General features: G+C 72.8%; 15 protein-coding genes. 10 read left to right on the forward strand and 5 right to left on the reverse strand.

What is annotated here, in order from left to right; genetic code table 11:
• The first annotated feature begins 1 nt into the window (after window position 1).
• Window positions 2–1,843 carry an LpqB family beta-propeller domain-containing protein gene (locus O1G21_RS23990; protein ID WP_270146655.1) on the forward strand — a complete coding sequence of 614 codons (1,842 nt, stop codon included), beginning with the start codon at window positions 2–4 and terminating at the stop codon, window positions 1,841–1,843.
• 44 nt (window positions 1,844–1,887) lie between these two features.
• Here the strand turns inward: O1G21_RS23990 and O1G21_RS23995 are convergent, their stop codons facing one another.
• Window positions 1,888–2,610: a ComF family protein gene (locus O1G21_RS23995; protein ID WP_333493491.1), complete on the reverse strand. Its 723-nt coding sequence runs from the start codon at window positions 2,608–2,610 to the stop codon at window positions 1,888–1,890.
• A 368-nt stretch (window positions 2,611–2,978) separates the two neighbouring features.
• Here O1G21_RS23995 and hpf point away from each other — a divergent pair, with 368 nt between their 5' ends.
• Together hpf and O1G21_RS24005 are read left to right on the forward strand one after the other, a co-directional pair.
• The gene (hpf, locus tag O1G21_RS24000; RefSeq protein WP_270146656.1) at window positions 2,979–3,671 is read left to right on the forward strand and encodes a ribosome hibernation-promoting factor, HPF/YfiA family; all 693 of its coding nucleotides are present in this window, start codon (window positions 2,979–2,981) and stop codon (window positions 3,669–3,671) included.
• Between the two features lie 238 nt (window positions 3,672–3,909).
• Window positions 3,910–4,668: a response regulator transcription factor gene (locus O1G21_RS24005; RefSeq protein WP_333493492.1), complete on the forward strand. Its 759-nt coding sequence runs from the start codon at window positions 3,910–3,912 to the stop codon at window positions 4,666–4,668.
• 39 nt (window positions 4,669–4,707) lie between these two features.
• Here the strand turns inward: O1G21_RS24005 and O1G21_RS24010 are convergent, their stop codons facing one another.
• Window positions 4,708–5,913 carry a winged helix-turn-helix domain-containing protein gene (locus O1G21_RS24010; RefSeq protein WP_270146657.1) on the reverse strand — a complete coding sequence of 402 codons (1,206 nt, stop codon included), beginning with the start codon at window positions 5,911–5,913 and terminating at the stop codon, window positions 4,708–4,710.
• Between the two features lie 69 nt (window positions 5,914–5,982).
• Window positions 5,983–6,540, reverse strand: a complete 558-nt coding sequence (locus tag O1G21_RS24015; protein ID WP_270146658.1) for a GNAT family N-acetyltransferase — start codon at window positions 6,538–6,540, stop codon at window positions 5,983–5,985.
• 242 nt (window positions 6,541–6,782) lie between these two features.
• On the opposite strand from O1G21_RS24015, the gene secA reads away from it, so the two are divergent.
• On the forward strand, window positions 6,783–9,545 hold the full coding sequence (gene secA / locus O1G21_RS24020) for a preprotein translocase subunit SecA (RefSeq protein ID WP_270146659.1): 2,763 nt from the start codon (window positions 6,783–6,785) through the stop codon (window positions 9,543–9,545).
• Between the two features lie 77 nt (window positions 9,546–9,622).
• Here the strand turns inward: secA and O1G21_RS24025 are convergent, their stop codons facing one another.
• On the reverse strand, window positions 9,623–10,108 hold the full coding sequence (locus O1G21_RS24025; RefSeq protein ID WP_270146660.1) for an Rv3235 family protein: 486 nt from the start codon (window positions 10,106–10,108) through the stop codon (window positions 9,623–9,625).
• A 336-nt stretch (window positions 10,109–10,444) separates the two neighbouring features.
• On the opposite strand from O1G21_RS24025, the gene O1G21_RS24030 reads away from it, so the two are divergent.
• The 6 genes from O1G21_RS24030 to O1G21_RS24055 all read left to right on the forward strand — a co-directional run bounded on the left by O1G21_RS24030 (window position 10,445) and on the right by O1G21_RS24055 (window position 20,964).
• Window positions 10,445–11,560, forward strand: a complete 1,116-nt coding sequence (locus O1G21_RS24030) for a patatin-like phospholipase family protein (RefSeq protein ID WP_270146661.1) — start codon at window positions 10,445–10,447, stop codon at window positions 11,558–11,560.
• 102 nt (window positions 11,561–11,662) lie between these two features.
• Window positions 11,663–12,172 (forward strand): DUF6912 family protein, encoded by a 510-nt coding sequence (locus O1G21_RS24035; RefSeq protein ID WP_270146662.1) that lies wholly within the window; start codon window positions 11,663–11,665, stop codon window positions 12,170–12,172.
• 51 nt (window positions 12,173–12,223) lie between these two features.
• Entirely contained in the window at window positions 12,224–12,880 is a 657-nt protein-coding gene (locus O1G21_RS24040; protein ID WP_270146663.1) for an HAD family hydrolase, read from the forward strand.
• Between the two features lie 124 nt (window positions 12,881–13,004).
• A complete protein-coding gene (gene pruA / locus O1G21_RS24045) occupies window positions 13,005–14,630 on the forward strand; it encodes an L-glutamate gamma-semialdehyde dehydrogenase (RefSeq protein ID WP_270151217.1) in 1,626 nt (541 codons plus the stop codon).
• Window positions 14,631–14,916: 286 nt separating this feature from the next.
• Window positions 14,917–19,863 (forward strand): NAD-glutamate dehydrogenase, encoded by a 4,947-nt coding sequence (locus tag O1G21_RS24050; protein ID WP_270146664.1) that lies wholly within the window; start codon window positions 14,917–14,919, stop codon window positions 19,861–19,863.
• 147 nt (window positions 19,864–20,010) lie between these two features.
• A complete protein-coding gene (locus O1G21_RS24055) occupies window positions 20,011–20,964 on the forward strand; it encodes a hypothetical protein (RefSeq protein WP_270146665.1) in 954 nt (317 codons plus the stop codon).
• Window positions 20,965–22,150: 1,186 nt separating this feature from the next.
• On the opposite strand, the gene O1G21_RS24060 is transcribed toward O1G21_RS24055, so the two are convergent.
• A complete protein-coding gene (locus tag O1G21_RS24060) occupies window positions 22,151–25,057 on the reverse strand; it encodes an FtsK/SpoIIIE domain-containing protein (protein WP_405000699.1) in 2,907 nt (968 codons plus the stop codon).
• Window positions 25,058–25,134: the final 77 nt, after the last annotated feature.

Raw genomic sequence — 25,134 nt, forward strand, 5'->3', positions numbered from 1 at the left:
CGTGGCGGTGGCCGGTGTGCTGCTCGGCGCCCTGGTGGCGAGCGGCTGCGCGGCCATGCCGGACTCCGGCGGCATCACCAAGGTGGAGCTGTCGCAGGGCTCGGCCGACAAGAACCTGCAGGCCAGGGTCTTCCCGGTGGCGCCCGGCAAGGGCGCCGAGCCGCGCGAGCTGCTGACCGGGTTCCTGGACGCGGTGACCGCCGACGAGGGCTTCGACACCGCGCGCAAGTACCTCACCGAGCGCGCCGCCGCGAGCTGGAACCCGGAGGCGGAGATCCGGGTGCTCTCCGCCACGCAGATCCCGACCGACCAGGTGGTCACCGACGCGGACGGCGTCTACTCCGAGACGGTGTCCGGGCAGCTGGTGGCCACGGTCGACGAGAAGCACTCGTACTCGCTGGTGGCCGGGGGGCAGAACGTCAACTCCTTCGACTTCACCTTCGTCCGGGAGAAGGGCGAGTGGCGGATCGACAAGCTGCCGCCCGGCGTGATCATGAACGAGGCCAACTTCCGGAACAGCTTCCGGCAGGTCGAGCGCTTCTTCTACACCGCCCCGGACCCGTCCGCGCCCGCCTCCGGCAACGGTGGCCAGGACGTGCTGGTCGCCGACCCGATCTACCTGCGGCGCCGGGTCGACCCGCTGACCGCGGCCGCCAAGGCCCTGGTCGCCGGGCCCTCGACCTGGCTCGCGCCGGTGGCCCGGACGGCCTTCCCGAGCGGGAGCACGGTCGACAAGGTGACCCTCGACGACAGCCGGGTCGCCCACGTGCAGCTCGGCGGGCCCGACCTGGGCGATCCGACGGCCTGCCGCCGGATGGCGACCCAGCTCTTCTACACCTTCGCCGACCAGGGCAAGGGGCAGGTCGACCGGCTGGAACTGAAGGGGCAGCGCGGCTCCTGCACGGCCAGCCGCAGCGACGGCTCGGCCGTCGGCCCCGGCGCGCTGGCCGGGCCGGTGCCCCCGCAGCAGTACTACCAGCGTGCCGACAACGGCGTGCTGATGGAAGCCGACGAGGGGCACAGCGGCGACCCGGTGCCCGGGGTGCTCGGCAAGCCCCGCGCGAACGGCGCGCCCCAGCTGGGCACCGTCGCGGTCAGCCGGGACGGCTCCCAGGCCGCCGCGCTCACGGACGACGGCCACCAGCTCTACACGGTGCCGCTGTCGGCCAACACGGTCGCGATGCCCGAGCCGGTGCTCAGCTCGCCGGTGAAGGCCGGCGCCAAGGACGACGGCCTCACCTCGCCCACCTGGGACGGCCGCGGCGACCTCTGGGTGGTGGACCGCAACCCGCAGGCCCCGCGGGTGGTCATGGTGCGCGGCAACAAGACGTACACCGTGGCGGTCGACAGCCTGCCCGGGGAGACGGTGCAGGCACTGAAGATCTCCTCGGACGGCGCTCGGATCGCCCTGGTGGTCAAGTCGCCCGGCGTGGCGGGCAGTTCACTCAGGTTCGGACGGGTGGAGCGCGGCGGCACCCCGGAGGCGCCGACCGTGCGGATCACCGGGGTGCGCCGGGCGGCCCCCTCGCTCACCGACGTCGCCTCGGTGTCCTGGGCGGAGACCGACCAGCTGCTGGTGCTCGGCAAGGAGGCCGACCGCCCCCAGCAGCTGTACTACATCAGCACCGACGGCTCGCAGACCACGGACAGTCAGCTGCAGACCGGCAACGGCCTGCCGTCCTCCCCGCAGTCGATCTCGGCCGCGGAGTCCCGCGGGTACCTCCTGGCGCAGCCGTGGCCGGTGCTCGCGGTGGCGGGCGGGACGGTCTACCGGCTGGTCAACAACCAGTGGCGGGAAGCCCAGTTGGTGGACAAGGCCCGCTCGTACTTCTACGCGGGCTGACCGTCGGGCGCGGCAGACGCGGGGTCGGTGGGGTCGGCGGGGTCTCACTCCACGGGCTGGACGGCGGTGGCCGCGACCGTCGCGGCGGCGCGGGCGGGCAGTCCGGCGTCGGCCAGCGCCCGGGCCGCCTCGGCCAGGCTCGCCCCGGTGGTCACCAGGTCGTCCACCAGCACCGGCTGACGGCCGGCCAGACCGCGGCGGGCGCGCGGCAGGACGGTGAGCGCGCCGTGCAGGTTGCGCCGCCGCTCGACGGCGTTCAGGCCGGTCTGGTCGGCGACCGGACGGGCGTGCCGCAGCAGCGGCGCGGCCCGGGCGTCCAGGCCGGCCCGGCGCAGCGACCGGGCGGCGGCCCCGGCCAGCCGCAGCGTCGGGTCGTGGCCGCGGGCGCGCACGGCCGCCCGGGCCGAGGGCATCGGGACCAGCAGCAGCGGCGCGGCCCCGACCTGCGCCCCCAGGGCGGAGCGCACCGCCCGTCCGAGCGCCTCGCCGAGCGGCCCGGCCAGCCGCAGCGCGCCGCGCTCCTTGTGCGCGAGCAGCAGTTGCCGCACCGGGTCGGTGTACGGCGCGGCGGCGTGCGCCCAGGGCAGCAGGGTGGGGCCGGGACGGACGTCGGCCAGGGCGTGCCGGCAGACCGGGCAGAGCTGGGTGCGTTCGGCACCGCAGCCCGCGCAGTTCGCGGGCAGCAGGACGTCCAGCAGCCCGGCCAGTGCGTGGCCGAACGGTGTCGGTGCGGACGGCGGACGGGCGGGGGAGGAGGACGGCGGCACGGCTGCTCCTTGCGGCGGCAGGCACGGAGAGTCAGCAAAGGATGCGCCGTATGGGGGGTGTTGTCCAGGTATTTACCCTTACTTCACCCACAGGAGGGTAGACAGGGTGCAACAGTTTGACCGCCTGCCCGCAGTATCGGGTCATACCCCCCATCGCGCCTGGGGAGGCGAAAACTCCCTGTGAGGTGTTCGATAAGGCTCCAGGGGGTTTCAACCGTCCCTGATGGGGAGGAAGTGGAATGAGGGCCAGTCGTTCCCGCCGCTGGCGGCGGGGGCGGGGGCCGGCAGTGGATGGGCTGGTCCAGCTGGAGCTCAGTCCGGTCCGGTAGCACCCGGATCGGCGTCAGCACGAGGGATCGGAGTTCTGCGTGGACATCGTCGTCAAGGGCCGCAAGACCGAGGTGCCCAAGAGGTTCCGCGAGCACGTGGCCGAGAAGCTGGAGAAGGTCCAGAAGTTCGACGGCAAGGTGATCAGCCTCGACGTCGAGGTGTCCAAGGAGCACAACCCGCGGCAGGCCGACCGGTCGGACCGCGTGGAGATCACTCTTCGTACCCGGGGCCCGGTGATCCGGGCCGAAGCCGCCGCCGCCGACCCGTACGCGGCGCTCGACCTGGCCTCGGCGAAGCTCGACGCGCAGCTGCGCAAGTCCGCGGACCGGCGCCGGGTGCACAAGGGCGGTACGAACCGCTCGCCGATCAGCGTCGCCGAGGCGACCGCGGCCCTGGCCGCGCTGCCGACCACGACGGCGCACGAGGGCGAGACCAACGGGGCCGTCCGCAAGACCATGATGGGATCCCTGGAAGTGGAGGGCGAAGGCCCGCTGGTGGTCCGGGAGAAGACGCACTCGGCCGCCCCCATGGCGCTGGACCAGGCGCTCTACGAGATGGAGCTGGTCGGCCACGACTTCTACCTCTTCGTGGAGAAGGACAGCGGCCTGCCGAGCGTCGTCTACCGCCGGCACGGCTACCACTACGGCGTCATCCACGTGCAGCCGGACATGACGGCCGGCGTGGCCAGTGGCGCGGGCGGTGCGATCGGCCGGTCCGACGACGAGGACTGACCGTCCTCCCGACGGCAATGACGGAGCGGTGACCCCGGCGGCTTCCGCCGGGGTCACCGGCGTTTCGGGGCGTTCCGCCCGTTTCGGACGCGACCGGTGGGACGGGTTCGAACGGTGCACGGATCCGTTGCGTTCCGGGGTCACCCGATGCGGGGGAATCAGCATCGGAGGGTGACCGCGGCGACGGCGAGGCGTGGAATGATTGGGCGCACGTTGACCCGCGAAGGGGGAGGAGCGGATGGGGGATCACTTCGGGCTGGGGCCCGCAGCGGGACCGGTCACCGGACTGCCACCGGGGCCGGAGGAGGGACCCGCGTACGCGCCGCACCGGGGTGAGCCGATCCGCGTCCTGGTGGTGGACGACCACGCCCTGTTCCGCCGGGGGCTGGAGATCGTGCTCGCCGAGGAGCCGGACATCAAGGTGGTCGGCGAGGCCGGGGACGGCGCCGAGGCCGTGCTGAAGGCCGCCGACCTGCTGCCCGACATCATCCTGATGGACGTCCGGATGCCGCGCCGCAGCGGGATCGAGGCCTGCACCGCGATCAAGGACGTGGCACCCAGCACCAAGATCATCATGTTGACGATAAGCGACGAGGAGGCCGACCTCTACGAGGCGATCAAGGCGGGGGCCACCGGCTACCTGCTCAAGGAGATCTCCACCGACGAGGTTGCCACCGCGATCCGCGCGGTCGCCGACGGGCAGTCGCAGATCAGCCCGTCGATGGCCTCCAAGCTGCTCACCGAGTTCAAGTCGATGATCCAGCGGCGCTCCGACGACCGGGACCTGGTGCCCGCGCCCCGGCTCACCGACCGGGAGCTGGAGGTGCTGAAACTGGTGGCGACCGGAATGAACAACCGGGAGATCGCCAAGGAGCTGTTCATCAGCGAGAACACCGTGAAGAACCACGTCCGCAACATCCTGGAGAAGCTCCAACTGCATTCCAGGATGGAGGCCGTGGTGTACGCGATGCGGGAGAAGATCCTCGAAATAGGATGAGCGGTGCGCGCCGCCGGCCCAGGGCTTGTCTGACGAGCCCTATTCCGTGAGCAGCTTCTCCAGGGCCGGGCGCAGCCGTTCGTCGTGCAGCGCCTCGACCCGCACGTCCTGGCAGCCGACCCAGGCGGCCGCCTCGCGCAGTGCGGCGGCCAGCGCCTCGAGGTGCCGGGCACCGCCGCGGTCGCCGGTCAGCGAGACCTGCCGGGCGACCAGGGTGCGGCCCTCCCGGGCCGGGTCGACCCGGCCGACCAGCCGGCCGCCGGCCAGCAGCGGCATCGCGAAGTAGCCGTGCACCCGCTTGTGCTTGGGCGTGTAGGCCTCCAGTCGGTGCGTCATGCCGAAGATCCGTTCGGTGCGGGCGCGGTCCCAGACCAGTGAGTCGAACGGCGAGAGCAGCGTGGTGCGGTGGCGCCCGCGCGGGGCGGTGGCGAGCGCGGCCGGATCGGCCCAGGCCGCCGCCCGGGTGCCGTCCGGGCCCCAGCCGGCCACCTGCACCGGGACCAGGCCGCTGTCCGCGAGCACCGGGTCCAACTGCTCGGCGCGCAGCCGGTGGTAGTCCAGCAGGTCGGCCCGGGTGGCCACGCCGAGCGCGGCGCCGGCTTGGGCCACCAGGGTGCGCACGCACTCCTCGTCGGAGCGGTCCTGGCCGAACAGGGCCTCGGGGACCGCCTGTTCGGCCAGCGCGTAGACCCGCTTCCAGCTCCGGCGCTCGGTGCAGACCACGTCTCCGAAGGCCAGCGCCCGTTCGACCGCGATCTTGGTGTCGGACCAGTCCCACCACTCGGCGGTCCGCTTGGCCCCGCCCAGCTCGGTGGAGGTCAACGGCCCCTCGGCACGCAGCTTGTCGAGCACCGCCCGGTACGTCGCGGGCGCGACCTGGTGGCCCCAGAGGTGGCCGCGGTCGCGGTAGTGCCGGCGCCGGAAGGCGAAGAGCGGCCACTCCTCGACCGGCAGGACGCAGGCCGCGTGCGACCAGTACTCGAAGCTGCCGCCCGCGCCCCAGTACGCCGCCTCGACCGCCGGGCGGCCGACCGCGCCGAGCCGCGCGTACGGCACCAGCTCGTGCGAGCGGGCCAGTACCGAGATGGTGTCCAACTGGACGGCGCCCAGGTGCCGCAGCACCCCGCGCACCCCGGCCCGGCGTTCGGGCGCGCCCAGCAGCCCCTGGGCACGCAGGGCGATCCGGCGGGCGTCGTCGGCGCCCAGGACGGCGACGGGGGTGTGGTCGGCAGCGGCGGCGGTCATGCCGGCGAGCGTAATCGGGGGGACTGACAGCGGGCCGCGGGCGGGGTGGCCGGGGTGCGGACCGGGCGCTCAGTCCAGGTCGGCGGGGAGCAGCGAGGCGATCCAGGCGTCCCGGAAGACGCCGCGCTGGTCGGCGTAGGACCGCAGGGTGCCCTCGTGGCGGTAGCCGACCCGCTCGGCGACCGCGCGCGAGCCCTCGTTGCCGACGTAGGCGAGCCACTGGAGGCGGCGCAGGCCGAGGTCGGTGAGCGCCCAGCGGGCGACCGCGCGGGCCGCCTCGACGGTGTAGCCGCGGCCGCGCTGCTCCTTCGCCGTCCACCAGCCGACCGAGCCGGCGGCCGGGTCGCCGGCCTGGCGGGTGACCGCCTGGGCGCCGACCAGGCGTCCGGTGCCGCGTTCGACCACGCACCAGATGAACTCGGCGCCGGCGGCCCGCCCCTCGGGCGCCAGGGTGCGGACGAAGAACTCGGCGTCCTCGCGGCGGTAGGGGACGGGGACGACCGTCCAGCGCTGGATCTCCTCGTCCTGGCAGGCCGCGAAGATCGCGTCGACGTCCGACTCCCGCGGGGCCCGCAGGACGAGGCGGTCGGTGGTGAGGGTGACGAGTTCGCTCCGCGCTTCTTCCATGGGCGGATTATTTCCCCCGAGGAGGAAGGCGGCCATCCGCATGAGAGGCCAACTCCCGGGCCCGTCGACCGTTTTGTCCCGGTGGGCGGTGCTATCGATCCATGTGCACGCGCGGGTGACACGGGAATACCGTGCTGACGCACCTCCCGGCGCATTGGACTCCTCGCATACGATGGCCCGTGCGGTGGGGTGGACCCGCCGTGCAGTCGTCCAGTGCCAATACAGGCAAGGAGCCCGCTCAAGTGTCCGTCTTCGACAAGATCCTGCGCGCCGGCGAAGGCAAGATCCTTCGCAAGCTGCAGCGGATTGCTGCCCAGGTCAACTCCATCGAAGAGGACTTCGTCAACCTCACCGACGCCGAGCTGCGCGCGCTGACCGACGAGTACAAGCAGCGGCTCGCCGACGGCGAGACCCTGGACGACATCCTCCCCGAGGCGTTCGCCACCGTCCGCGAGGCCGCCAAGCGCGTGCTCGGCCAGCGGCACTACGACGTCCAGCTCATGGGTGGCGCGGCCCTGCACTTCGGCTACGTCGCCGAGATGCGCACCGGTGAGGGCAAGACCCTGGTCGGCACCCTCCCCGCGTACCTGAACGCGCTGACCGGCAAGGGCGTCCACCTGATCACCGTCAACGACTACCTCGCCGAGCGCGACTCGGAGTGGATGGGCCGGGTGCACCGCTTCCTCGGCCTCGAAGTCGGCGTGATCCTGGCCAACATGACGCCCGCCGAGCGCAAGCTCCAGTACGCGATGGACATCACGTACGGCACGAACAACGAGTTCGGCTTCGACTACCTGCGCGACAACATGGCCTGGTCGAAGGACGAACTCGTCCAGCGCGGCCACAACTTCGCGGTCGTCGACGAGGTCGACTCGATCCTCATCGACGAGGCCCGCACCCCGCTGATCATCTCCGGCCCGGCGGACCAGGCGACCAAGTGGTACGCCGACTTCGCCAAGCTGGTGCTGCGCCTGAAGATCGACCGCGACTACGAGGTCGACGAGAAGAAGCGCACCGTCGGCGTCCTGGAGGAGGGTGTCACCCGGGTCGAGGACTACCTCGGCATCGACAACCTCTACGAGTCGGTGAACACCCCGCTCGTCGGCTTCCTGAACAACGCCATCAAGGCCAAGGAGCTGTACAAGAAGGACAAGGACTACGTCGTCATGAACGGCGAAGTCATGATCGTCGACGAGCACACCGGCCGCATCCTGGCCGGCCGCCGCTACAACGAGGGCATGCACCAGGCGATCGAGGCCAAGGAGGGGGTGGAGGTCCAGAACGAGAACCAGACCCTGGCCACCATCACCCTGCAGAACTTCTTCCGCCTGTACGACAAGCTGGCGGGCATGACCGGTACCGGTACCACCGAGGCCGCCGAGTTCCACCAGATCTACAAGCTCGGCGTGGTGCCGATCCCGACCAACAAGCCGCCGCTGCGCATCGACCAGCCCGACCTGATCTACAAGTCGGAGCCGGCCAAGTTCGCCGCCGTGGTCGAGGACATCGCCGAGAAGCACGAGAAGGGCCAGCCGGTGCTGGTCGGCACCGTGTCGGTCGAGAAGTCCGAGTACCTGTCGCAGGAGCTGCGCAAGCGCGGCATCCCGCACGAGGTGCTGAACGCCAAGCACCACGAGCGCGAGGCCCAGATCGTCGCGCAGGCCGGCCGCAAGGGCGCCGTCACCGTCGCCACCAACATGGCAGGCCGCGGCACCGACATCATGCTCGGCGGCAACGCCGACCACCTGGCCGCCGCCGAGCTGGCGCAGCGCGGGCTGACTCCGACCGACACCCCGGAGGAGTACGAGGCCGCGTTCCCGGCCGCGCTGGAGAAGGCCAAGGCCTCGGTCAAGGCCGAGCAGGACGAGGTCAAGGAGGCCGGCGGCCTCTACGTCCTCGGCACCGAGCGGCACGAGTCCCGCCGGATCGACAACCAGCTGCGCGGCCGCTCCGGCCGTCAGGGCGACCCGGGCGAGTCCCGCTTCTACCTGTCGCTGGGCGACGACCTGATGCGCCTGTTCAAGGCCGGCATGGTCGAGCGCGTGCTCTCGATGGCCAACGTGCCCGAGGACGTGCCGATCGAGTCCAAGATGGTCACCCGCGCGATCGCCTCCGCGCAGACCCAGGTCGAGCAGCAGAACTTCGAGATCCGCAAGAACGTCCTGAAGTACGACGAGGTGCTCAACCGGCAGCGCGAGGTCATCTACGGCGAGCGCCGCCGCGTGCTGGAGGGCGAGGACCTGCAGGAGCAGGTCGGCCACTTCATGGACGACACCGTCGAGGCCTACGTCCGGGCGGCCACCGGCGAGGGCTTCGAGGACGACTGGGACCTCGACAAGCTCTGGACCGCGTTCAAGCAGCTCTACCCGATCACCCTGGACCTGGCGGAGCTGGAGGAGGAGGTCGGCGGTCCGTCCGGCCTGACCCCGGACTTCCTGATCAAGGTCGTCCAGGAGGACATCCAGGCCCAGTACGGCGTCCGCGAGGACCAGCTCGGCGAGGAGATCCTGCGCGAGCTGGAGCGCCGCGTCGTGCTGTCGGTGCTGGACCGGCGCTGGCGCGAGCACCTCTACGAGATGGACTACCTCCAGGAGGGCATCGGCCTGCGGGCCATGGCGCAGCGCGACCCGCTGGTCGAGTACCAGCGCGAGGGCTTCGACATGTTCACCGCGATGATGGAGGGCATCAAGGAGGAGTCCGTCGCCTACCTGTTCAACCTGGAGGTCCAGGTCGAGCAGCAGGTCGAGGAGGTGCCGGTGGCGGACGCCGAGGTGCTGCTCGAGAAGCTGGAGAAGGACGCCGCCCGCCCGGAGATCAAGGCCAAGGGCCTGGAGGCCCCGAAGCCGCAGCGGCTGCACTACACGGCCCCTTCGGAGGAGGTCGGCGGCGGTGTGGTCGAGGGCGACTTCGAGGACGCCGTGCCGGAGGACGACGGCGACGGGATGACCCGGGCCGAGCGGCGCAAGGCCGCCAAGGCCGCCAAGGGCCGCCGCCGCAAGGGCTGAGCCCCTCGCAGCACGCCGCGCAGGGCGCCGCTCCCGGACCGGGGCGGCGCCCTGCGCCGTCCGGTGCGCCGTGGTCGTCATTGGGCCTCCACGGCGGTGCACTGCCACTGGCCGGCCGGGCCGCGCTGCTCCAGCCGGAAGGCCACCATGTGGTGCCGCCGGCCGAGGTCGACCCGGACGCAGGCCTCGACGGCGTCGGGCGAGGGTGACCGGTCGTGCACCGGGCCGAGCCGGGGCCGGCCGGCGGGGCCGCCGCGGCGCAGCGCACCGGCCCGGACCAGTGAGGCGAGCTGCCCGTAGCCGTCCAGGCTGGTGTGCCGCATCAGCTGGCCGGCGGGCCGGGCGCCGGTGAGCACCTCGACCAGCTGGTGGGCGAAGCGGGTGGCGAGCGCCCCGGCGTCGTGGCGGGCCGCGCCGGTGGCCGCGGCGGCCCCGGCTCCGGCGGCCGCGGTGCAGGCGGCGCGCGGGTGGCGCGGGCGGCGCCCGGTCGGGTCGCAGCCGCCGGAGGCGCGGTCGCGACGGTGCGGACGGGCGGTGAGCTGGTTGCTGAGCTGCGCGGTCACGGATGGCTCCCGGTAAGGGTGGTGCGGGTACGGACGGGCCCAGGCTGGCGGCGGCCCGGGCGTGGCGGCAACGCGTTTTCGAGCGGCCCGGAGTCCGGCGCGAAGTTCACCTATCCGGGTGAGGCGCCCAGTGCGGCGACGGGCCCGGCCCGCATCCCGGCGGCGCCGGATTGACGTGCGGGGACGGGCCGTACGGCCCGAAAGGGGACGCCCGGATACGGCGGACCGGGTGGTTCGGGGCCGGGCTCCCGTTGCGCCGCCCGTCCGTCCCCGCGCACCATCGATAGCCTGACCCGCTCCCAACGACGACGGGCGGCCAGGATGACGACAGCCGGGATGACCTCACGGACGGCGGCGGCGCAGGGCTCGAGCGCCGGCGGCGCGCCCCGGCGCGGCCTGGTGCTGGGCGGGGGCGGAATGCTCGGCGCGGCCTGGACGGTCGGCGCGCTGTGCGCCGTCGAGGAGGCCACCGGCCACCGGCCGGGCGAGGCGGACGTGCTGCTCGGCACCTCGGCGGGCGCGATCCTGTCCGCGCTGCTGGCCGGGGGCGTGCACCCCGAACAACTGCGCGACCACCAGCGCGGCCTGCCGATCACCGAGGGCCCGCTGGCCGGGGTGGCCTTCGACTACGACACGGCGGCGGGCGGCGCGCTGCCGCCCCGCCCGCGCGCCGGGATCGGCTCGCCCGACCTGCTGCGGGACGCCGTCCGGCATCCGCGCGAGTACCCGCTGCTGACCATGGTCTCGGCGATGGCGCCGCACGGCCGCGGCTCGCTGGCGCCGGTCGGCGAGCTGGTGCGCGGGCTGTTCGGCCCGGGCGGCTGGCCGGCGCCGGACGGCTCGGCCCCCGCTGCGGCGGGGGTGGCGCCGAGCGCGGCCGCCGCGCCGCTGCGGGTGGCCGCGGTGGACTACCGCAGCGGCCACCGGGTGGTCTTCGGCGACCCGCAGGCCCCCGACGTCGCGGTGGCCGACGCCGTGATGGCCTCCTGCGCCATCCCCGGCTGGTTCGCGCCGGTGCGGGTGAACGGCTCGGCGTACGTGGACGGCGGCTGCTGGTCCGCCACCAACGCCGACCTGCTGCTCGGCCGCGGCCTGGACGAGGTGTACGTGCTGGCCCCGATGGCGCTGCGGCTGGGCCCGCGGGCCGAGCGCTCCGGCGGCCGCGGCACCCGGGCCGCGCTGCGCGAGTGGCGGGCCCGGGACCGCCCGCGCGGCGTGCTGGCCCAGCTGGTCAGCCGCTACCGCCGGGCGGTGACCCGGCAGCTGCTGCGGGAGGCCACGCTGCTGCGGGCCGAGGGCGTGCGGGTGCGGCTGCTCGCGCCGACCCTGGCCGACCTGGCGGTGATGGGCCCGAACCTGATGGACCCGGCCCGCCGCGGTGAGGTGCTGGAGAGCGGCCTGCGGTCCAGCCGGGAGGCGCTGGGCGCCGAGCGCGGACCGGGCCCGAGGTGATCACGGGCGGTCCGGCGGAGCTTATTCTTGGGGCGCTGGATGCTGTGCCGCTGGACGAACCCCCGCTGGAACCCCCGCTGGACGAACCGGAGAGTGCCACCGATGCGCGTGTACGTGCCCACCACCCTGACCGGCCTGGCGGCGGCGCACGAGGGCGGCGCCCTGGAGCAGTCCGCGGCGTACGCCGTGACGCCCGCGCTGCGCGAGTGGTACGTCAGCGACGACCTGGAGGAGCTGGAGTACGCGGCGCTGAACCGGGCCGCGCAGTCCTCGCTGCGGCTGCTGGCGGCCGACCCGGACGCCCCGCGCCGGCGCGTGGTGGTGGCGCTGGACGTGGCCGACTCGGCCGTGAAGCCCTTCCCCGGCGACGAGTACCAGGACCAGGCCTCGCTCGGCCGGGTGGTGCTCGCCGGCCCGGTGAAGCTGGCGAAGGCCGCCTCGGTGCACGCGGACGTGGCCGACGACGAGGTGGTCGAGGACGTCGCGGCGGCGGTGGCGGCGGTGGCCGCGGCCGACGCGGGCGACCAGGACGCCCAGTTCACCGTGGACGGCGCCGAGGACCACGACCTGCTCTGGTACGCGACCCAGGAGATCCCGTCCCTGCTGGCCTGAGTGAGCCCCGTCCTACCGGCGTGTCGGCCGTCCGGGTTAACGTTTCGCCCCGTGCGCACTCACATCGTTTGGGACTGGAACGGCACCCTCTTCCACGACATGGACGCGGTCCTCGGCGCGAGCAACGCCGCGTTCGCGACCATCGGCGTCGGGCCGATGACCATGCAGCAGTACCGCGAGCAGTACGAGATCCCGATCCCCCGCTTCTACGAGCGCCTGCTCGGCCGGATGCCCTCCCAGGAGGAGTGGCTGCGACTGGACGACGCCTTCCAGGACCGCTACCGCGAGCTCAGCCTCGCCTGCGGCCTGACCGAGGGCGTGCCCGAGCTGCTGGCGGGCTGGCAGGCGGCCGGGCACAGCCAGTCCCTGCTGTCGATGTACGTGCACGACAAGCTGGTGCCGCTGGTCGACTCCTTCGGCCTGACCGGCAGCTTCCTGCGGGTGGACGGCCGCAGCGGCCCCTCCGGCGGCCAGAAGGCGGAGCTGCTGACGAGGCACCTGGCCGCGCTCGGTGAGCAGGTCGACCCGGCCCGCACGGTGCTGATCGGCGACGCCGCGGACGACGCCCTGGCGGCGCTGCACGCGGGCGCCCACGCGGTGCTGTACACCGGCGGCTCGCACACCCGGGAGAAGCTGGAGCCGGTCGGCGTCCCGGTGGTGGACACCCTGGCCGAGGCGGTCGAGCTGGCGGGCAGCATCACGGGCTGAGTGTTCGCGACGGCGGACGTGGCGGGCGCCACGTCCGCCGTTGGCGTGTCTGGGCGGGCGGATCCGCCCGGGCCTGGTCAGGCTGGACTGACACCGGTAGAGCCAGGACGGAGCCGCCATGCCCATCGACGCAGTCACCGAGGTGCCCACCCCGGTCAACGAGCCGGTGCGGACGTACGCGCCCGGCAGCCCGGAGCGGGACCGGCTGGTGCGGCGGCTGGACGAGCTGGCGGCCGAGCAGATCCCGCTGCCGATGACCATCGGCGGCGAGCAGCGCTTCGGCGGCGGTGAGCGGATCGACGTCGTCCAGCCGCACCACCACGCCGCCAAGCTGGGCGTGTTCGGCAACGCCACCCGGGAGGACGCCCGGGCGGCGGTGGACGCGGCGCTGGCGGCCGGGCCGCAGTGGCGCTCGCTCTCCTTCGACGACCGGGCGGCGGTCTTCCTGCGCGCCGCCGAGCTGCTGGCCGGGCCCTGGCGGGAGACGCTCAACGCGGCGACGATGCTCGGCCAGTCCAAGACCGCGCAGCAGGCCGAGATCGACTCGGCCTGCGAGCTGATCGACTTCTGGCGGTTCAACGTCCACTTCGCCCGGCAGATCCTGGCGGACCAGCCGTTCTCCTCCCCGGGGGTGTGGAACCGGGTCGACCACCGCCCGCTGGAAGGTTTCGTCTACGCGATCACCCCGTTCAACTTCACCGCGATCGCCGGGAACCTGCCGACCGCCCCCGCGCTACTGGGCAACACCGTGGTCTGGAAGCCCGCGCCGACCCAGACCCTGGCCGCGTACCACCTGATGCGGCTGCTGGAGGCGGCCGGCCTGCCGCCCGGGGTGATCAACCTGGTCACCGGCGACGGCCTGCAGGTCTCCCCGGTGGCGCTCGCCGACCCGGCGTTCGCCGGGCTGCACTTCACCGGCTCCACCGCCACCTTCCAGTCGCTCTGGCAGACGATCGGCGCCAACATCGGCGGCTACCGCAGCTACCCGAGGATCGTCGGCGAGACCGGCGGCAAGGACTTCCTGCTGGCCCACCGCTCGGCCGACCCGGAGATCCTGAGGACCGCGATGATCCGCGGCGCCTTCGAGTACCAGGGCCAGAAGTGCTCGGCGCTCTCCCGCGCCTACCTGCCGCGCAGCCTCTGGCTGAGGATCAAGGACGACTTCCTGGCCGAGGTGGACGCCCTGACGGTGGGCGACGTCACCGACCTGTCCAACTTCATGGGCGCCCTGATCGACAAGCGCGCGTTCGAGAAGAACCGGGGCGCCATCGAGCGGGCCAAGGCCGATCCGACCGTCGAGCTGGTGGCCGGCGGCCAGTACGACGACGCGATCGGCTGGTTCGTCCGGCCGACCGTGCTGGTCTCCTCCGACCACCGGGGCGAGATCTTCCGCACCGAGTACTTCGGCCCGATCCTCGCGATCCACGTCTACGAGGACTCCCGCTGGGACGACGCGCTCCGCCGGGTCGACTCGGGGGCCCCGTACGGCCTGACCGGCTCGGTGATCGCACAGGACCGTCACGCCATCGCCCAGGCCGTGGAGGAACTGCGCTTCACCGCCGGAAACTTCTACATCAACGACAAACCCACCGGCGCCGTGGTCGGCCAGCAGCCCTTCGGCGGGTCCCGGGCCTCCGGGACCAACGACAAGGCGGGCGCCGCCCAGAACCTGCTGCGCTGGACCTCGGCCCGGGCGATCAAGGAGACCTTCGTCCCGCCGACCCACCACGGGTACCCACATATGGGCTGAAAGCGAACACGGCGCTCCGGTTTGGACATGGTGTCCAGGACGGACCCGACATCCTGCGGGTTTGCGCCTCCCTGTCCCTGTGCACCTTCGATTGATCCGGTTAGGCTGGCTGGCGTCGTCGGGTGGCTTGCAGGACGAACGAGTCGTCCTACCCGCTGGGAGGGCGTTTCATGCGTGCCATGAGCCCCTTTCAGTCGGACGGTGCGGCAGGATTGCGAGCGACCCGTCGGTGTACATCCACACACCACCGAGTCACGCAACGGCGCGCGACAGGAGCCAAGAAGTCATGCAGACCAAGCTGGACGCAGCCAAGGCCGAACTGCTCAAGAAGGCAGCCGCAGCCGCTGAGAACAGCCAGGTGGGGGGAGCGGCGCCGGGGGAGGGTCTGAGCAACGGCGCTCTGACCGCGTACCTGCACCACTACTACCTCCACACCGCGCCCGAGGACCTGGTCGACCTCGACCCGGTCGACGTGTACGGCGCGGCCGCCTCCCACTACCGCCTGGGTCTCAAGCGCCCCCAGGGCACCGCCGAGGTGCGGGTCCACACCCCCTCGGTCGAGGAGAACGGCTGGTCCTGCGGCCACACCGTGGTCGAGGTCGTCACCGACGACATGCCCTTCCTGGTCGACTCCGTCACCAACGAGCTGTCCCGCCAGGACCGCGCGATCCACCTCGTCGTCCACCCCCAGCTGGTCGTCCGCCGTGACATCACCGGCAAGCTGCTGGAGATCCTGGACGTCGACGCCTGCTCCCGCAGCCAGGCCGCCGGCACCGAGTGGCCCGCCGACGCGACCGTCGAGTCGTGGATGCACATCGAGATCGACCGCGAGACCGACCGCGACGACCTGCGCACCATCGAGACCAACCTGCGCCGCGTGCTCGGCGACGTCCGCGAGGTCGTCGAGGACTGGGCCAAGATGCGCGACAGCGCGCTGCGCCTGGCCGACGAACTCGCCGAGGAGCCCCCGGCCGGCCTGGCCGAGCAGGAGGTCGGCGAGGCCTGGGAGCTGATGCGCTGGCTCGCCGACGACCACTTCACCTTCCTCGGCTACCGCGAGTACGACCTGGTCGAGCACGAGGGCGAGGAGGTCCTCAAGGCCGTCGCCGGGACCGGCCTCGGCATCCTGCGCTCCGACCCGCACAGCCACGACGACCGCCACCACGCGGTCTCCGAGGCCTTCGGCCGCCTCTCCGCGCCGGTCCGCGCCAAGGCCCACGAGAAGAAGCTGCTCGTCCTGACCAAGGCCAACAGCCGCGCCACCGTGCACCGCCCGGCCTACCTGGACTACGTCGGCGTCAAGAAGTTCAACGCCGCCGGCGAGCCGATCGGCGAGCGCCGCTTCCTCGGCCTGTTCTCCTCCGCCGCCTACACCGAGTCGGTCACCCGCATCCCGGTCGTGCGCCGCAAGGTCCAGGCGGTGCTGGAGGAGTCCGGCTTCTCCAGCGAGAGCCACGACGGCCGCGACCTGCTGCAGATCATGGAGACCTTCCCGCGGGACGAGATCTTCCAGACCCCGGCCGCCGAGCTGCTCTCCATCGCCACCAGCGTGCTCTACCTGCAGGAGCGCCGTAAGCTGCGCCTCTTCCTGCGCCAGGACGAGTACGGGCGCTACTTCTCCGCCTTCATCTACCTGCCGCGCGACCGCTACACCACGCGCATCCGGCTGCTGCTCACCGACATCCTCAAGGAGGAGCTGAACGGCGCCACCATCGACTACACGGTGTACGCCACCGAGTCGGTGCTGACCCGCCTGCACTTCGTGGTCCGGGTCGCCCCGGGCACCGAGTTGCCCCAGCTCAGCGACTCCGACATCGAGCGGATCGAGAACCGCCTGGCCGAGGCCGCCCGGTTCTGGATGGACGGCTTCCACGACCAGCTGCACCTCGAACTGGGCGAGGAGAAGGCCGCCGAGCTCGGCCACAAGTACGCCAACGCCTTCCCCGACGGCTACCGCGCCGACTTCCCGCCGCGCACCGCCGTCGCCGACCTCAAGCAGATCGAGTCGCTGCACGGCGAGGGCGACTTCCGCCTGAACCTGTACCAGCCGGTCGGCGCGGGCGACGACGAGCGCCGCTTCAAGATCTACCGGGTCGGCGGCCCGATCTCGCTCACCGAGGTCCTGCCGGTGCTGCAGCGCCTGGGCGTCGAGGTGCTGGACGAGCACCCGTACGCGCTGCGCCGCTCCGACGGCACCACCGCGTGGGTGTACGACTTCGGCCTGAAGCTGCGCGAAGCCACCGAGCTCACCGAAGAGGCCCGCGAGCGCTTCCAGGACACCTTCGCCGCGACCTGGACCGGCAAGGCCGAGAACGACGGCTTCAACGAGCTGGTCCTCACCGCCGGGCTGAACTGGCGCCAGGCGATGGTGCTCCGCGCCTACGCCAAGTACCTGCGCCAGGCGGGCTCCACGTTCTCCCAGGACTACATGGAGGACGCGCTCCGCAACAACACCCACACCACCCGCCTGCTGGTCAACCTGTTCCAGGCCCGACTGAGCCCGAGCCACCAGCTGGGCGCCGCCGAGCTGACCGAGGGCATCCTGGAGGAGCTGGCCGGCGCGCTCGACGAGGTCGTCTCGCTGGACGAGGACCGCATCCTGCGCTCCTTCCTGAACCTCATCAGGGCCACCCTGCGGACCAACTTCTTCCAGCACGACGGCTCCGGCGAGTGGCACTCCTACGTGTCGATGAAGTTCGACCCGAAGGCCATCCCGGACCTGCCGGCCCCGCGCCCGGCGTTCGAGATCTGGGTCTACTCGCCGCAGGTCGAGGGCGTGCACCTGCGCTTCGGCAAGGTCGCCCGCGGCGGTCTGCGCTGGTCCGACCGGCGCGAGGACTTCCGCACCGAGATCCTCGGCCTGGTCAAGGCCCAGATGGTGAAGAACACCGTCATCGTCCCGGTCGGCGCCAAGGGCGGCTTCGTCGCCAAGCAGCTGCCGGACCCGTCGGTGGACCGCGACGCCTGGCTGGCCGAGGGCATCTCCTCGTACAAGACGTTCATCTCGGCGCTGCTCGACATCACCGACAACCTGGTGGCCGGCGAGGTCGTCCACCCGGCCGACGTGGTCCGCCACGACGAGGACGACACCTACCTGGTCGTCGCCGCCGACAAGGGCACCGCGACCTTCTCCGACATCGCCAACGGCGTCGCGGAGTCGTACGGCTTCTGGCTGGGCGACGCCTTCGCCTCCGGCGGCTCGGCCGGCTACGACCACAAGGGCATGGGCATCACCGCCCGCGGCGCCTGGGAGTCGGTCAAGCGCAACTTCCGCGAGCTCGGCATCGACACCCAGTCCGAGGACTTCACCGCCATCGGCATCGGCGACATGTCCGGCGACGTCTTCGGCAACGGCATGCTGCTCAGCGAGCACATCCGGCTGGTCGCCGCCTTCGACCACCGCCACATCTTCCTCGACCCGAACCCGGACGCGGCCGTCTCGTACGCCGAGCGCCGCCGCCTGTTCGAGCTGCCGCGCAGCTCCTGGGACGACTACGACAAGTCGCTGATCTCGGCCGGCGGCGGGGTCTTCCCGCGCAGCGCCAAGTCGATCCAGGTCAGCGCGCAGGTCCGGGCCGCCCTGGGCATCCAGGAATCCCGCCTGACCCCGGCCGAGCTGATGAAGGCGATCCTCCAGGCGCCGGTCGACCTGTTCTGGAACGGCGGCATCGGCACCTACGTCAAGGCCTCCGGCGAGACCAACGCCGAGGTCGGCGACAAGGCCAACGACGCCATCCGGGTCAACGGCGAGCAGGTCCGCGCCCGGGTCATCGGCGAGGGCGGCAACCTCGGCTGCACCCAGCTCGGCCGCATCGAGTACGCCGCCACCGGCGGCCCCGAGGGCACCGGCGGCTGGATCAACACCGACGCCATCGACAACTCGGCGGGCGTGGACACCTCGGACCACGAGGTCAACATCAAGATCCTGCTCAACCAGGTCGTCGCCGACGGCGACATGACGGTCAAGCAGCGCAACGCCCTGCTCGCCGAGATGACCGACGAGGTCGGCCACCTGGTGCTGCGCAACAACTACGCGCAGAACGTGGTGCTGGCCAACGCCGTCGCCCAGGCCCACAGCATGGTCAACGTCCACGCCCGGATGATCAACCGCTTCGAGTCGGCCGGCCAGCTCGACCGGGCACTGGAGTTCCTGCCCGCCGAGCGCCAGATCCGCGAGCGCCAGCAGAACGGCCGCGGGCTCTCCCAGCCCGAGATGTCCGTGCTGCTCGCCTACACGAAGATCATCCTGGCCGAGGAGCTGCTGACCACCGACCTGCCGGACGACCCGTACTTCCGCACCGCGCTGCACGAGTACTTCCCGAGCGCGCTGCGGGCGAAGTTCGCCGACGCGATCGACAACCACGCGCTGCGCCGCGAGATCATCACCACGCTGATCGTCAACGACACGATCAACCGCGGTGGCTGCACCTTCGCCTTCCGCCTGAAGGAGGAGACCGGCGCGACCTACGAGGAGATCGCCCGGACCCACACCGCCGCGCGGGCCGTCTTCGGCCTGGAGGAGATCTGGGCCCGGATCGAGGGCCTGGACAACCAGGTCCCCGCCCGGACCCAGACCAAGATGCGGCTGCACTCGCGGCGCCTGGTCGAGCGCGCCACCCGGTGGATGCTCAACAACCGCCGCCAGCCGCTCGACATCGCCGGCACCATCGAGTTCTTCCACGACCGGGTCAACCAGGTCTGGGGCTCGCTGCCCAAGCCGCTGCGCGGCGAGGACCTGACCTGGTTCGAGTCGATCCAGGGCGAGCTCACCGCGGCCGGCGTGCCGGACGAGCTGGCCACCCGGATCGCCGGCCTGTCCTCGGTCTTCCCGACCCTGGACATCACCGAGGTCGCGGACCGCTCCGGCAAGGACGTCGCCGACGTCGCCGAGCTGTACTACGACCTTGGCGACCGCCTGCAGATCTCGCACCTGCTCGACCGCATCATCGACCTGCCCCGCACCGACCGCTGGTCGTCGATGGCCCGGGCCGCGATCCGCGAGGACCTCTTCGCGGCGCACGCGGCACTGACCGCCGACGTCCTGGCCTGCGGCCCCGACGGCGCCACCCCCGAGGAGCGCTACAACGCCTGGGCGGACCTCAACGCCACCCTGCTGAACCGCGCCAAGGCCACCCTCGACGACATAAGGGGTTCGGACAACTACGAGCTGTCCAGCCTCTCGGTCGCGATGCGCGTCATCCGCACCCTGCTGCGCACCGGTTCGATGCGCTGACGGACGGCCCTTCGGGAGGGGCCCGCGTCCTCCGTGGTTCCACGGGGACGCGGGCCCCTCCCGCGTTCCCGGCTCCGGGAAACCGGTTGTGGGTCGTGGGCGCACCTTCGGTACGGTGATCCCCGAACGACTCAGGGGGATCACGGCATGGGGAAGAACCGGGGACCGGTCCGCGCGGTGGGCGTGGGCGTCTCGGTGGTGCTACTGGTGGCCGGAGCGGCGGCCTGCGGCAACGACGACAAGAAGGACGCGAAGGCCGGCTCCACGGCGGCCGCCGGCGCGCCCTCGGCGGTGACCACGTCCAAGGGGCCGGAGGCCTTCTCGGCGGCCGGCTACCGCGGTCTGAAGCCGCTGATGGCGAAGGACGCCGCACTGGCCACCGGCGCGCTGGAGGCGGCGCCGGTGTCGCTGCTCGACGGCTGCACGGACTTCGTCTACAAGGGCGGCCCGGCGCCCGACAAGACCCGGATGGACGCGGAGGCGGCCACCGAGGCCCGCTACAAGGACCTGAACGCCAAGGCGGACGCGGCCCAGGGCAAGGCCCCCGCCCCGGCGGGGGCCTTGCCGCCCGGCGCCTCCGCCAAGGACGCCGCCGCTGCCGCCGCGCAGGCGGCGGGCTCGGCGAAGCAGTCGGCCGCCGACGCCAAGCTGTTCGCCGACGCGACCCAGTCCATCGCGGACATGTGGATGGCCCGCGAGGCCAGGGACAAGGCGTTCCTGGCCACCGGCCGGGTCTCCTTCGCCGCCTCCGGCCTGCGTGAGCTGGTCGCCCCGGCCGAGGCGAAGACCGCCGAGGGCATCGGCGCCGGTTCCACCGTCGCGGCACGGGCAACGCCGCTGGGCGTGGCGGCGGCACCCGTGCCGACCGCGACGGTTCTGGTGCCGAGGCCCGCGCACGGGCGGCAGATGCCGGGCCGGGGCACCGGATCGTGGCACCTGGCGCACTCGGCGTACGACGGTGGCGGCGCCGCCTGCACGGGTGGCATCTTGCGTCGGAGCCGGTCGCGCAGGATCGCCACCGGGGAGTGCAGCGGTGAGGGCAGGCTGGGAAGCAGGGCGTGGGCCAACTCGGCCGCAGTGCTGCCGCGTTCCAGCCACTGAGCCACGAGCGGTACCAGCTGCTGCGCCTCGGCCTCGCCGATGCGCAGCCGGGGTTCGGGCCGGATCGCGTGGAAGAGCACGGCCACCGCCCTGCGGGTCTGCTCGTCCGCTCGCGTCAACTGGACTGGGAGGGTGGGTACTTCTCCCGGGTCCTTTACTACAAGGCTGTCAGGGGGACCGGTCTCGGGCCCACCGGCGTCCGAGAACCGGTCACTCGGCGGCGCCGGGCGCTGCGGAGTGTCGTACACGTGCGCGTCGGTGCGGAGCCGGCCGTCGGGCATCCGGACCGTCTCGACCCGGTAGTACCCGGCTTCCTTGAGCTCGTTGAGCGCCCGACGGATCGCGCCGCGCCCCTGCAGGCTGCTGTCGGCCATGTGCCGCCCGTCCTCGCGCCACCCGTCGGGGCGGGAGAGGAGGTCGGCGAGGAGCCCTCGGGCGGTGTAGCTGAGGCGACGGTCCTGGAGGAGGCCGTTCGGAAGTACGGTGAAACAGCGCGCGTGGGCGCTACGATGAATCTGCATTGGGAGTGGTAGCTCCTGTGCCGGACCCCGGGGTGTTCCAGCACCGCCGGGGTCTCCCATGTTCTGTTGACGATGCGCAACGTAGCACAGCGGCTACACGGAGTGCGATCCGTTTGGGAAAGATCGGACAATGGTGGCCGGGGCCGCCGCCTTTTGCAGGTGCTGGAAAGGGCAGGCGGCCCGGCCATTTGTGTTGATCGCTCGCTTGGCCTGATGGCCACGATTTCCGGTGAGTGTTCCCCCTCGGGCGGCCCGGCCGTGACACGGCCGGGCCGCCCGTGCATGGGTGGGTGGGCGGGGATCCGGTGTTGGGGTGGGCCCGTGCCCTTGGGTGCGGGGCCATCCAGAAGAAAATATTTGTGATTCCGGGCATTCATCTGGCCCGATATCTGCATCTCTGAGTGGCCTGGTGAGTGGTCCCTGCTCTGGAGGGGCCCGCCCTGTTCTCATTGCACTCTCTGGACGGCCCCCTATGCTTTCCGGCCCGCCGCGATCACGATCGCGGCGGGCCGGAATGACGATGCGTTCCTAGTGTGGTTGATCCCGGAGTCTCGGGTTTCTCCACAGGAAGTCGGCTCGGCCGACTTCCTGCGCAGGAGACGTCGCCGCTTCGGCGGTGCCGAAGCGGCGACGGGGCGGCAGGGGTAGGAACGGGCGGCAGGGGCTCAGCGGGAGGCGGCGCGTTGGAGGGCGCTGGCGAGGAGGGCGAGGTCGGTGGGGCCGTTGCCGAGTTCGCGGACCGGGCGGCGGGCGGGTGGGGCGCCGAGTTGGAGGGGGTCTATCGCGACCACGGTGGGGCGCAGGGTGGCGGTGCGGGGGATGCGGCCGCTGATCCGGGCGGTCTGGAAGGCGGTGACGCCGCCGTCCGGGCGGCGCAGGTAGCCGCGGCCGGGGGTGTCCTCGGGGAGGGCGGCCGCGTCGCCGAGGTGGATCAGCAGGTCGGAGTCGGCCGGGTCCTCGGTGCGCAGGGCGATCCGCAGCAGGGCGGCCTCGTCGACCTCGGTGCCGGCGCTGTCCTCCGGGCGGCTGGTGGCGACCGCGAGGTGGATGCCGAGCGGGCCGCCGCGGCGGGCGACGGCGGCGAGCGCGCGGGCCAGCGGCCGGCCGGCCGGGGAGGTGGGGGAGAGCAGGGCGTCGTAGTCGTCGACGACCACGACCAGTCGGGCCGGGACGGGGCCCGCCGGGGCGGCCGTCGGCCGGGGGCCGTCGGCGCTGCGCGGCGGGATGATCCGGGGCACCGCGGTCGAACCGGCGCCGACGGTGGCGGGTACCGGGACGGAGCCCAGGTTCTGCCCGTCCAGGTTGTGCCCGTCCAAGATCCGGGTGGCGTGCCAGGAGGCGAAGTCCAGTCCATCGAACAGCCGCTCCCGCAGGGCGAGTTCGTCCTCCAGCGCCTCGGCCGCGAGGAGTGCGGCGCGCGGGTCCGCGGCGGCGTTGACCCGGCCGGTGACGTGCGGCAGCTCGGAGCAGCCGGCCAGTCCGTCCTCGGTGGCCCGGCCCTCGATGATGGTGACGGCGAGGCGTTCGGGCCGCTCCGAGACGGCGAGCGAGGCGACCAGGGTGCGCAGCAGCTCGGTCTTGCCGGAGCCGCGCGCGCCGCCGATCAGCAGGTGCGGGCCGCCCGGGTCGGGGGAGGGCAGGGCGAGTTCGGGGTCGGCCAGGTCGAGGGTGCACAGCTCGTCCCGGGTGGTGCCGAGCAGCGCGGTGGCGGCTCCGATGCCGCCGGCGTGGGCGGCCCAGCGGGCGGACAGCTTGGCCGGGGTGACGGTGTCGAGCTGGAGCAGGTCGAGCAGCCGCAGCGCGTCCGGCAGCGGGCCGCGGGAGGCCGGGGCGGCCTCGCGCAGCGGGGCGAGGACGCGGGCCAGCCGTTCGGCCCAGGCGTCGGAGACGGCGTCCAGCGAGATCTCGTGCAGGGTCTCCCGGCCGCGGGCGACCGGGCGGTCCAGCGAGAGCTGGGTGCCGACCTCTCCGGTGATCAGGGCGGTGGCGCCGAGGCCGCGGGGGAGCAGCTCGGGCTGTTCGGCGAGGCAGATCGGGAAGATGCCGACCGCCGGGCCCTGGCGCAGCAGCAGGTCGAGGGCCTGCCGGGCGGCTTCGGTGGCCGGGCGGCCGTCGACCACGACCACGGTCGCGGGGTGGCCGGCGAAGCCGGTCGGGCCGCTGAGACGGGCGGTGAGTTCGGTCAGCCGGGCGGTCGCCTGTTCGTCGTCGAGGCCGATCAGCAGCCGGCAGTCCTGGCCGTCGGCGGGGCGCAGGTGGGGCAGCCACAGGGCCCAGGCCCAGGTGTCGACGCGTTCCTCGGGGCTGCGGGCCGGGTCGGCGTCGACCACGACCAGGCTCAGCCCGGTCGGCGGGTGGAGCGCGGCGAGCTGGGCGACGACGGCGCGGGTGAGCGCGTCGAGGCGCTCGCGCGGGCCGCTGAGGCCGAGGCTGCCGGCGGTCTGCAGGTCGAGGGTGACCGGGACGGCGGGCAGCATGGTGCCGGGCGTGGTGCCGGCGCCGCCGGGGCGGTCGGCGGTGCCCAGTCGCAGGGTGAGCGCGTCGGGGTGGCCGGGGCCGCGCTCCCACAGCCGGGGGCCGGGGCCGACGGCGTTGAGCAGGACCGTGGCGAGGTCGGGCCAGCGCTCGCGCTGGGCGGCGGCCTGGCGCAGCCGCACCGCGGCGTGGTGGCGCTCGGCGCTCTCCTGGCCGGGCGGTTCGGCGGCGCGGCCGGGCAGCAGGGAGAACAGGCCGCGGCCGCGGCCCGGGGCGGGTTCGGGGGCGGTGGGCGGTTCGATCACCGGCGGTGCGGTCCGGACCGGTCCGGGGGCGGCGGTGAGCTGGAGGTGGCCGTTGCCGTCGGGCAGGGCGGCCCGGACGGAAGCGGGGTCGGCCGGTTCGAGGACCTGCAGGGTGGACTCGCCGATCCGCAGCAGCGCGCCGTTCTCCAGCGGGACGGCGGCCTCGGCCGGCAGCGGCGGAACGATCCGGCCGTCCAGGGTGGTGCCGTTGGTGGAGCCGAGGTCGCGGACGGCGACCCGGCCGTCCTCGCCGAGGTGCAGGGCGAGGTGCAGCCGGGAGACGTCCGGGTCGTCGAGCGGGACGTCGGCCTCGCCGGAGCGGCCGATCCGGATCTCCCGGCCGTGCAGCCGGTGCACGCCGCCGGCGTCCGGGCCGCCGACCACCCGCAGTTCGGCGGCGGCGGGGGTGTCGTCGGGGTCGTCGGCGGTCGGGTCGGGCTCGTTGAGGCTGAGGACCGCGCCGTCGAGCAGCGGGGGGTGGCCGAGCAGGGTGTGCTCGTCCACCCGGTGCGCCCCGGCGTACAGGTGCACATGGGTGGCGGCCCGCGGTCCGCGCACGCCGACGGCGCCCGCGAGCGCGCCCGCGATGGCGCCGAGCGCGGTGCCGACGGGTGCGGTGACCAGCACGTCCACGTAGGGGATGGCGGAGCCGGCGGCGGTCGGGCCGCTGCGCGGTCGGAGGACGGTCAGCCGGATCTGCATCTCGCCCGCGGGTCCCTTCTGCTGGTGTGATGCCTGTTGCCCGGTGCCGTCGCGGACGCGCCGGGCGGTCGCGGCGACCCTTTGGGCCACACGAGTGGCGAGTGTCCATCCTGCCATCCGGTGCGGACGGTCCGCGCACCGTACCGGATTTGACGATCTTGCGATCA

It is taken from the genome of Kitasatospora cathayae (genome assembly GCF_027627435.1).
Classification (GTDB): Bacteria; Actinomycetota; Actinomycetes; order Streptomycetales; family Streptomycetaceae; genus Kitasatospora; species Kitasatospora cathayae.

Coding starts and splice junctions, on each gene's coding strand:
- O1G21_RS24005 (WP_333493492.1), top strand. CDS start 3,910: ATGGGGGATCACTTCGGGCTGGGGCCCGCAGCGGGACCGGTCACCGGA.
- O1G21_RS24010 (WP_270146657.1), bottom strand. CDS start 5,913: ATGACCGCCGCCGCTGCCGACCACACCCCCGTCGCCGTCCTGGGCGCC.
- O1G21_RS24015 (WP_270146658.1), bottom strand. CDS start 6,540: ATGGAAGAAGCGCGGAGCGAACTCGTCACCCTCACCACCGACCGCCTC.
- O1G21_RS24030 (WP_270146661.1), top strand. CDS start 10,445: ATGACCTCACGGACGGCGGCGGCGCAGGGCTCGAGCGCCGGCGGCGCG.
- O1G21_RS24035 (WP_270146662.1), top strand. CDS start 11,663: ATGCGCGTGTACGTGCCCACCACCCTGACCGGCCTGGCGGCGGCGCAC.
- O1G21_RS24050 (WP_270146664.1), top strand. CDS start 14,917: ATGCAGACCAAGCTGGACGCAGCCAAGGCCGAACTGCTCAAGAAGGCA.
- O1G21_RS24055 (WP_270146665.1), top strand. CDS start 20,011: ATGGGGAAGAACCGGGGACCGGTCCGCGCGGTGGGCGTGGGCGTCTCG.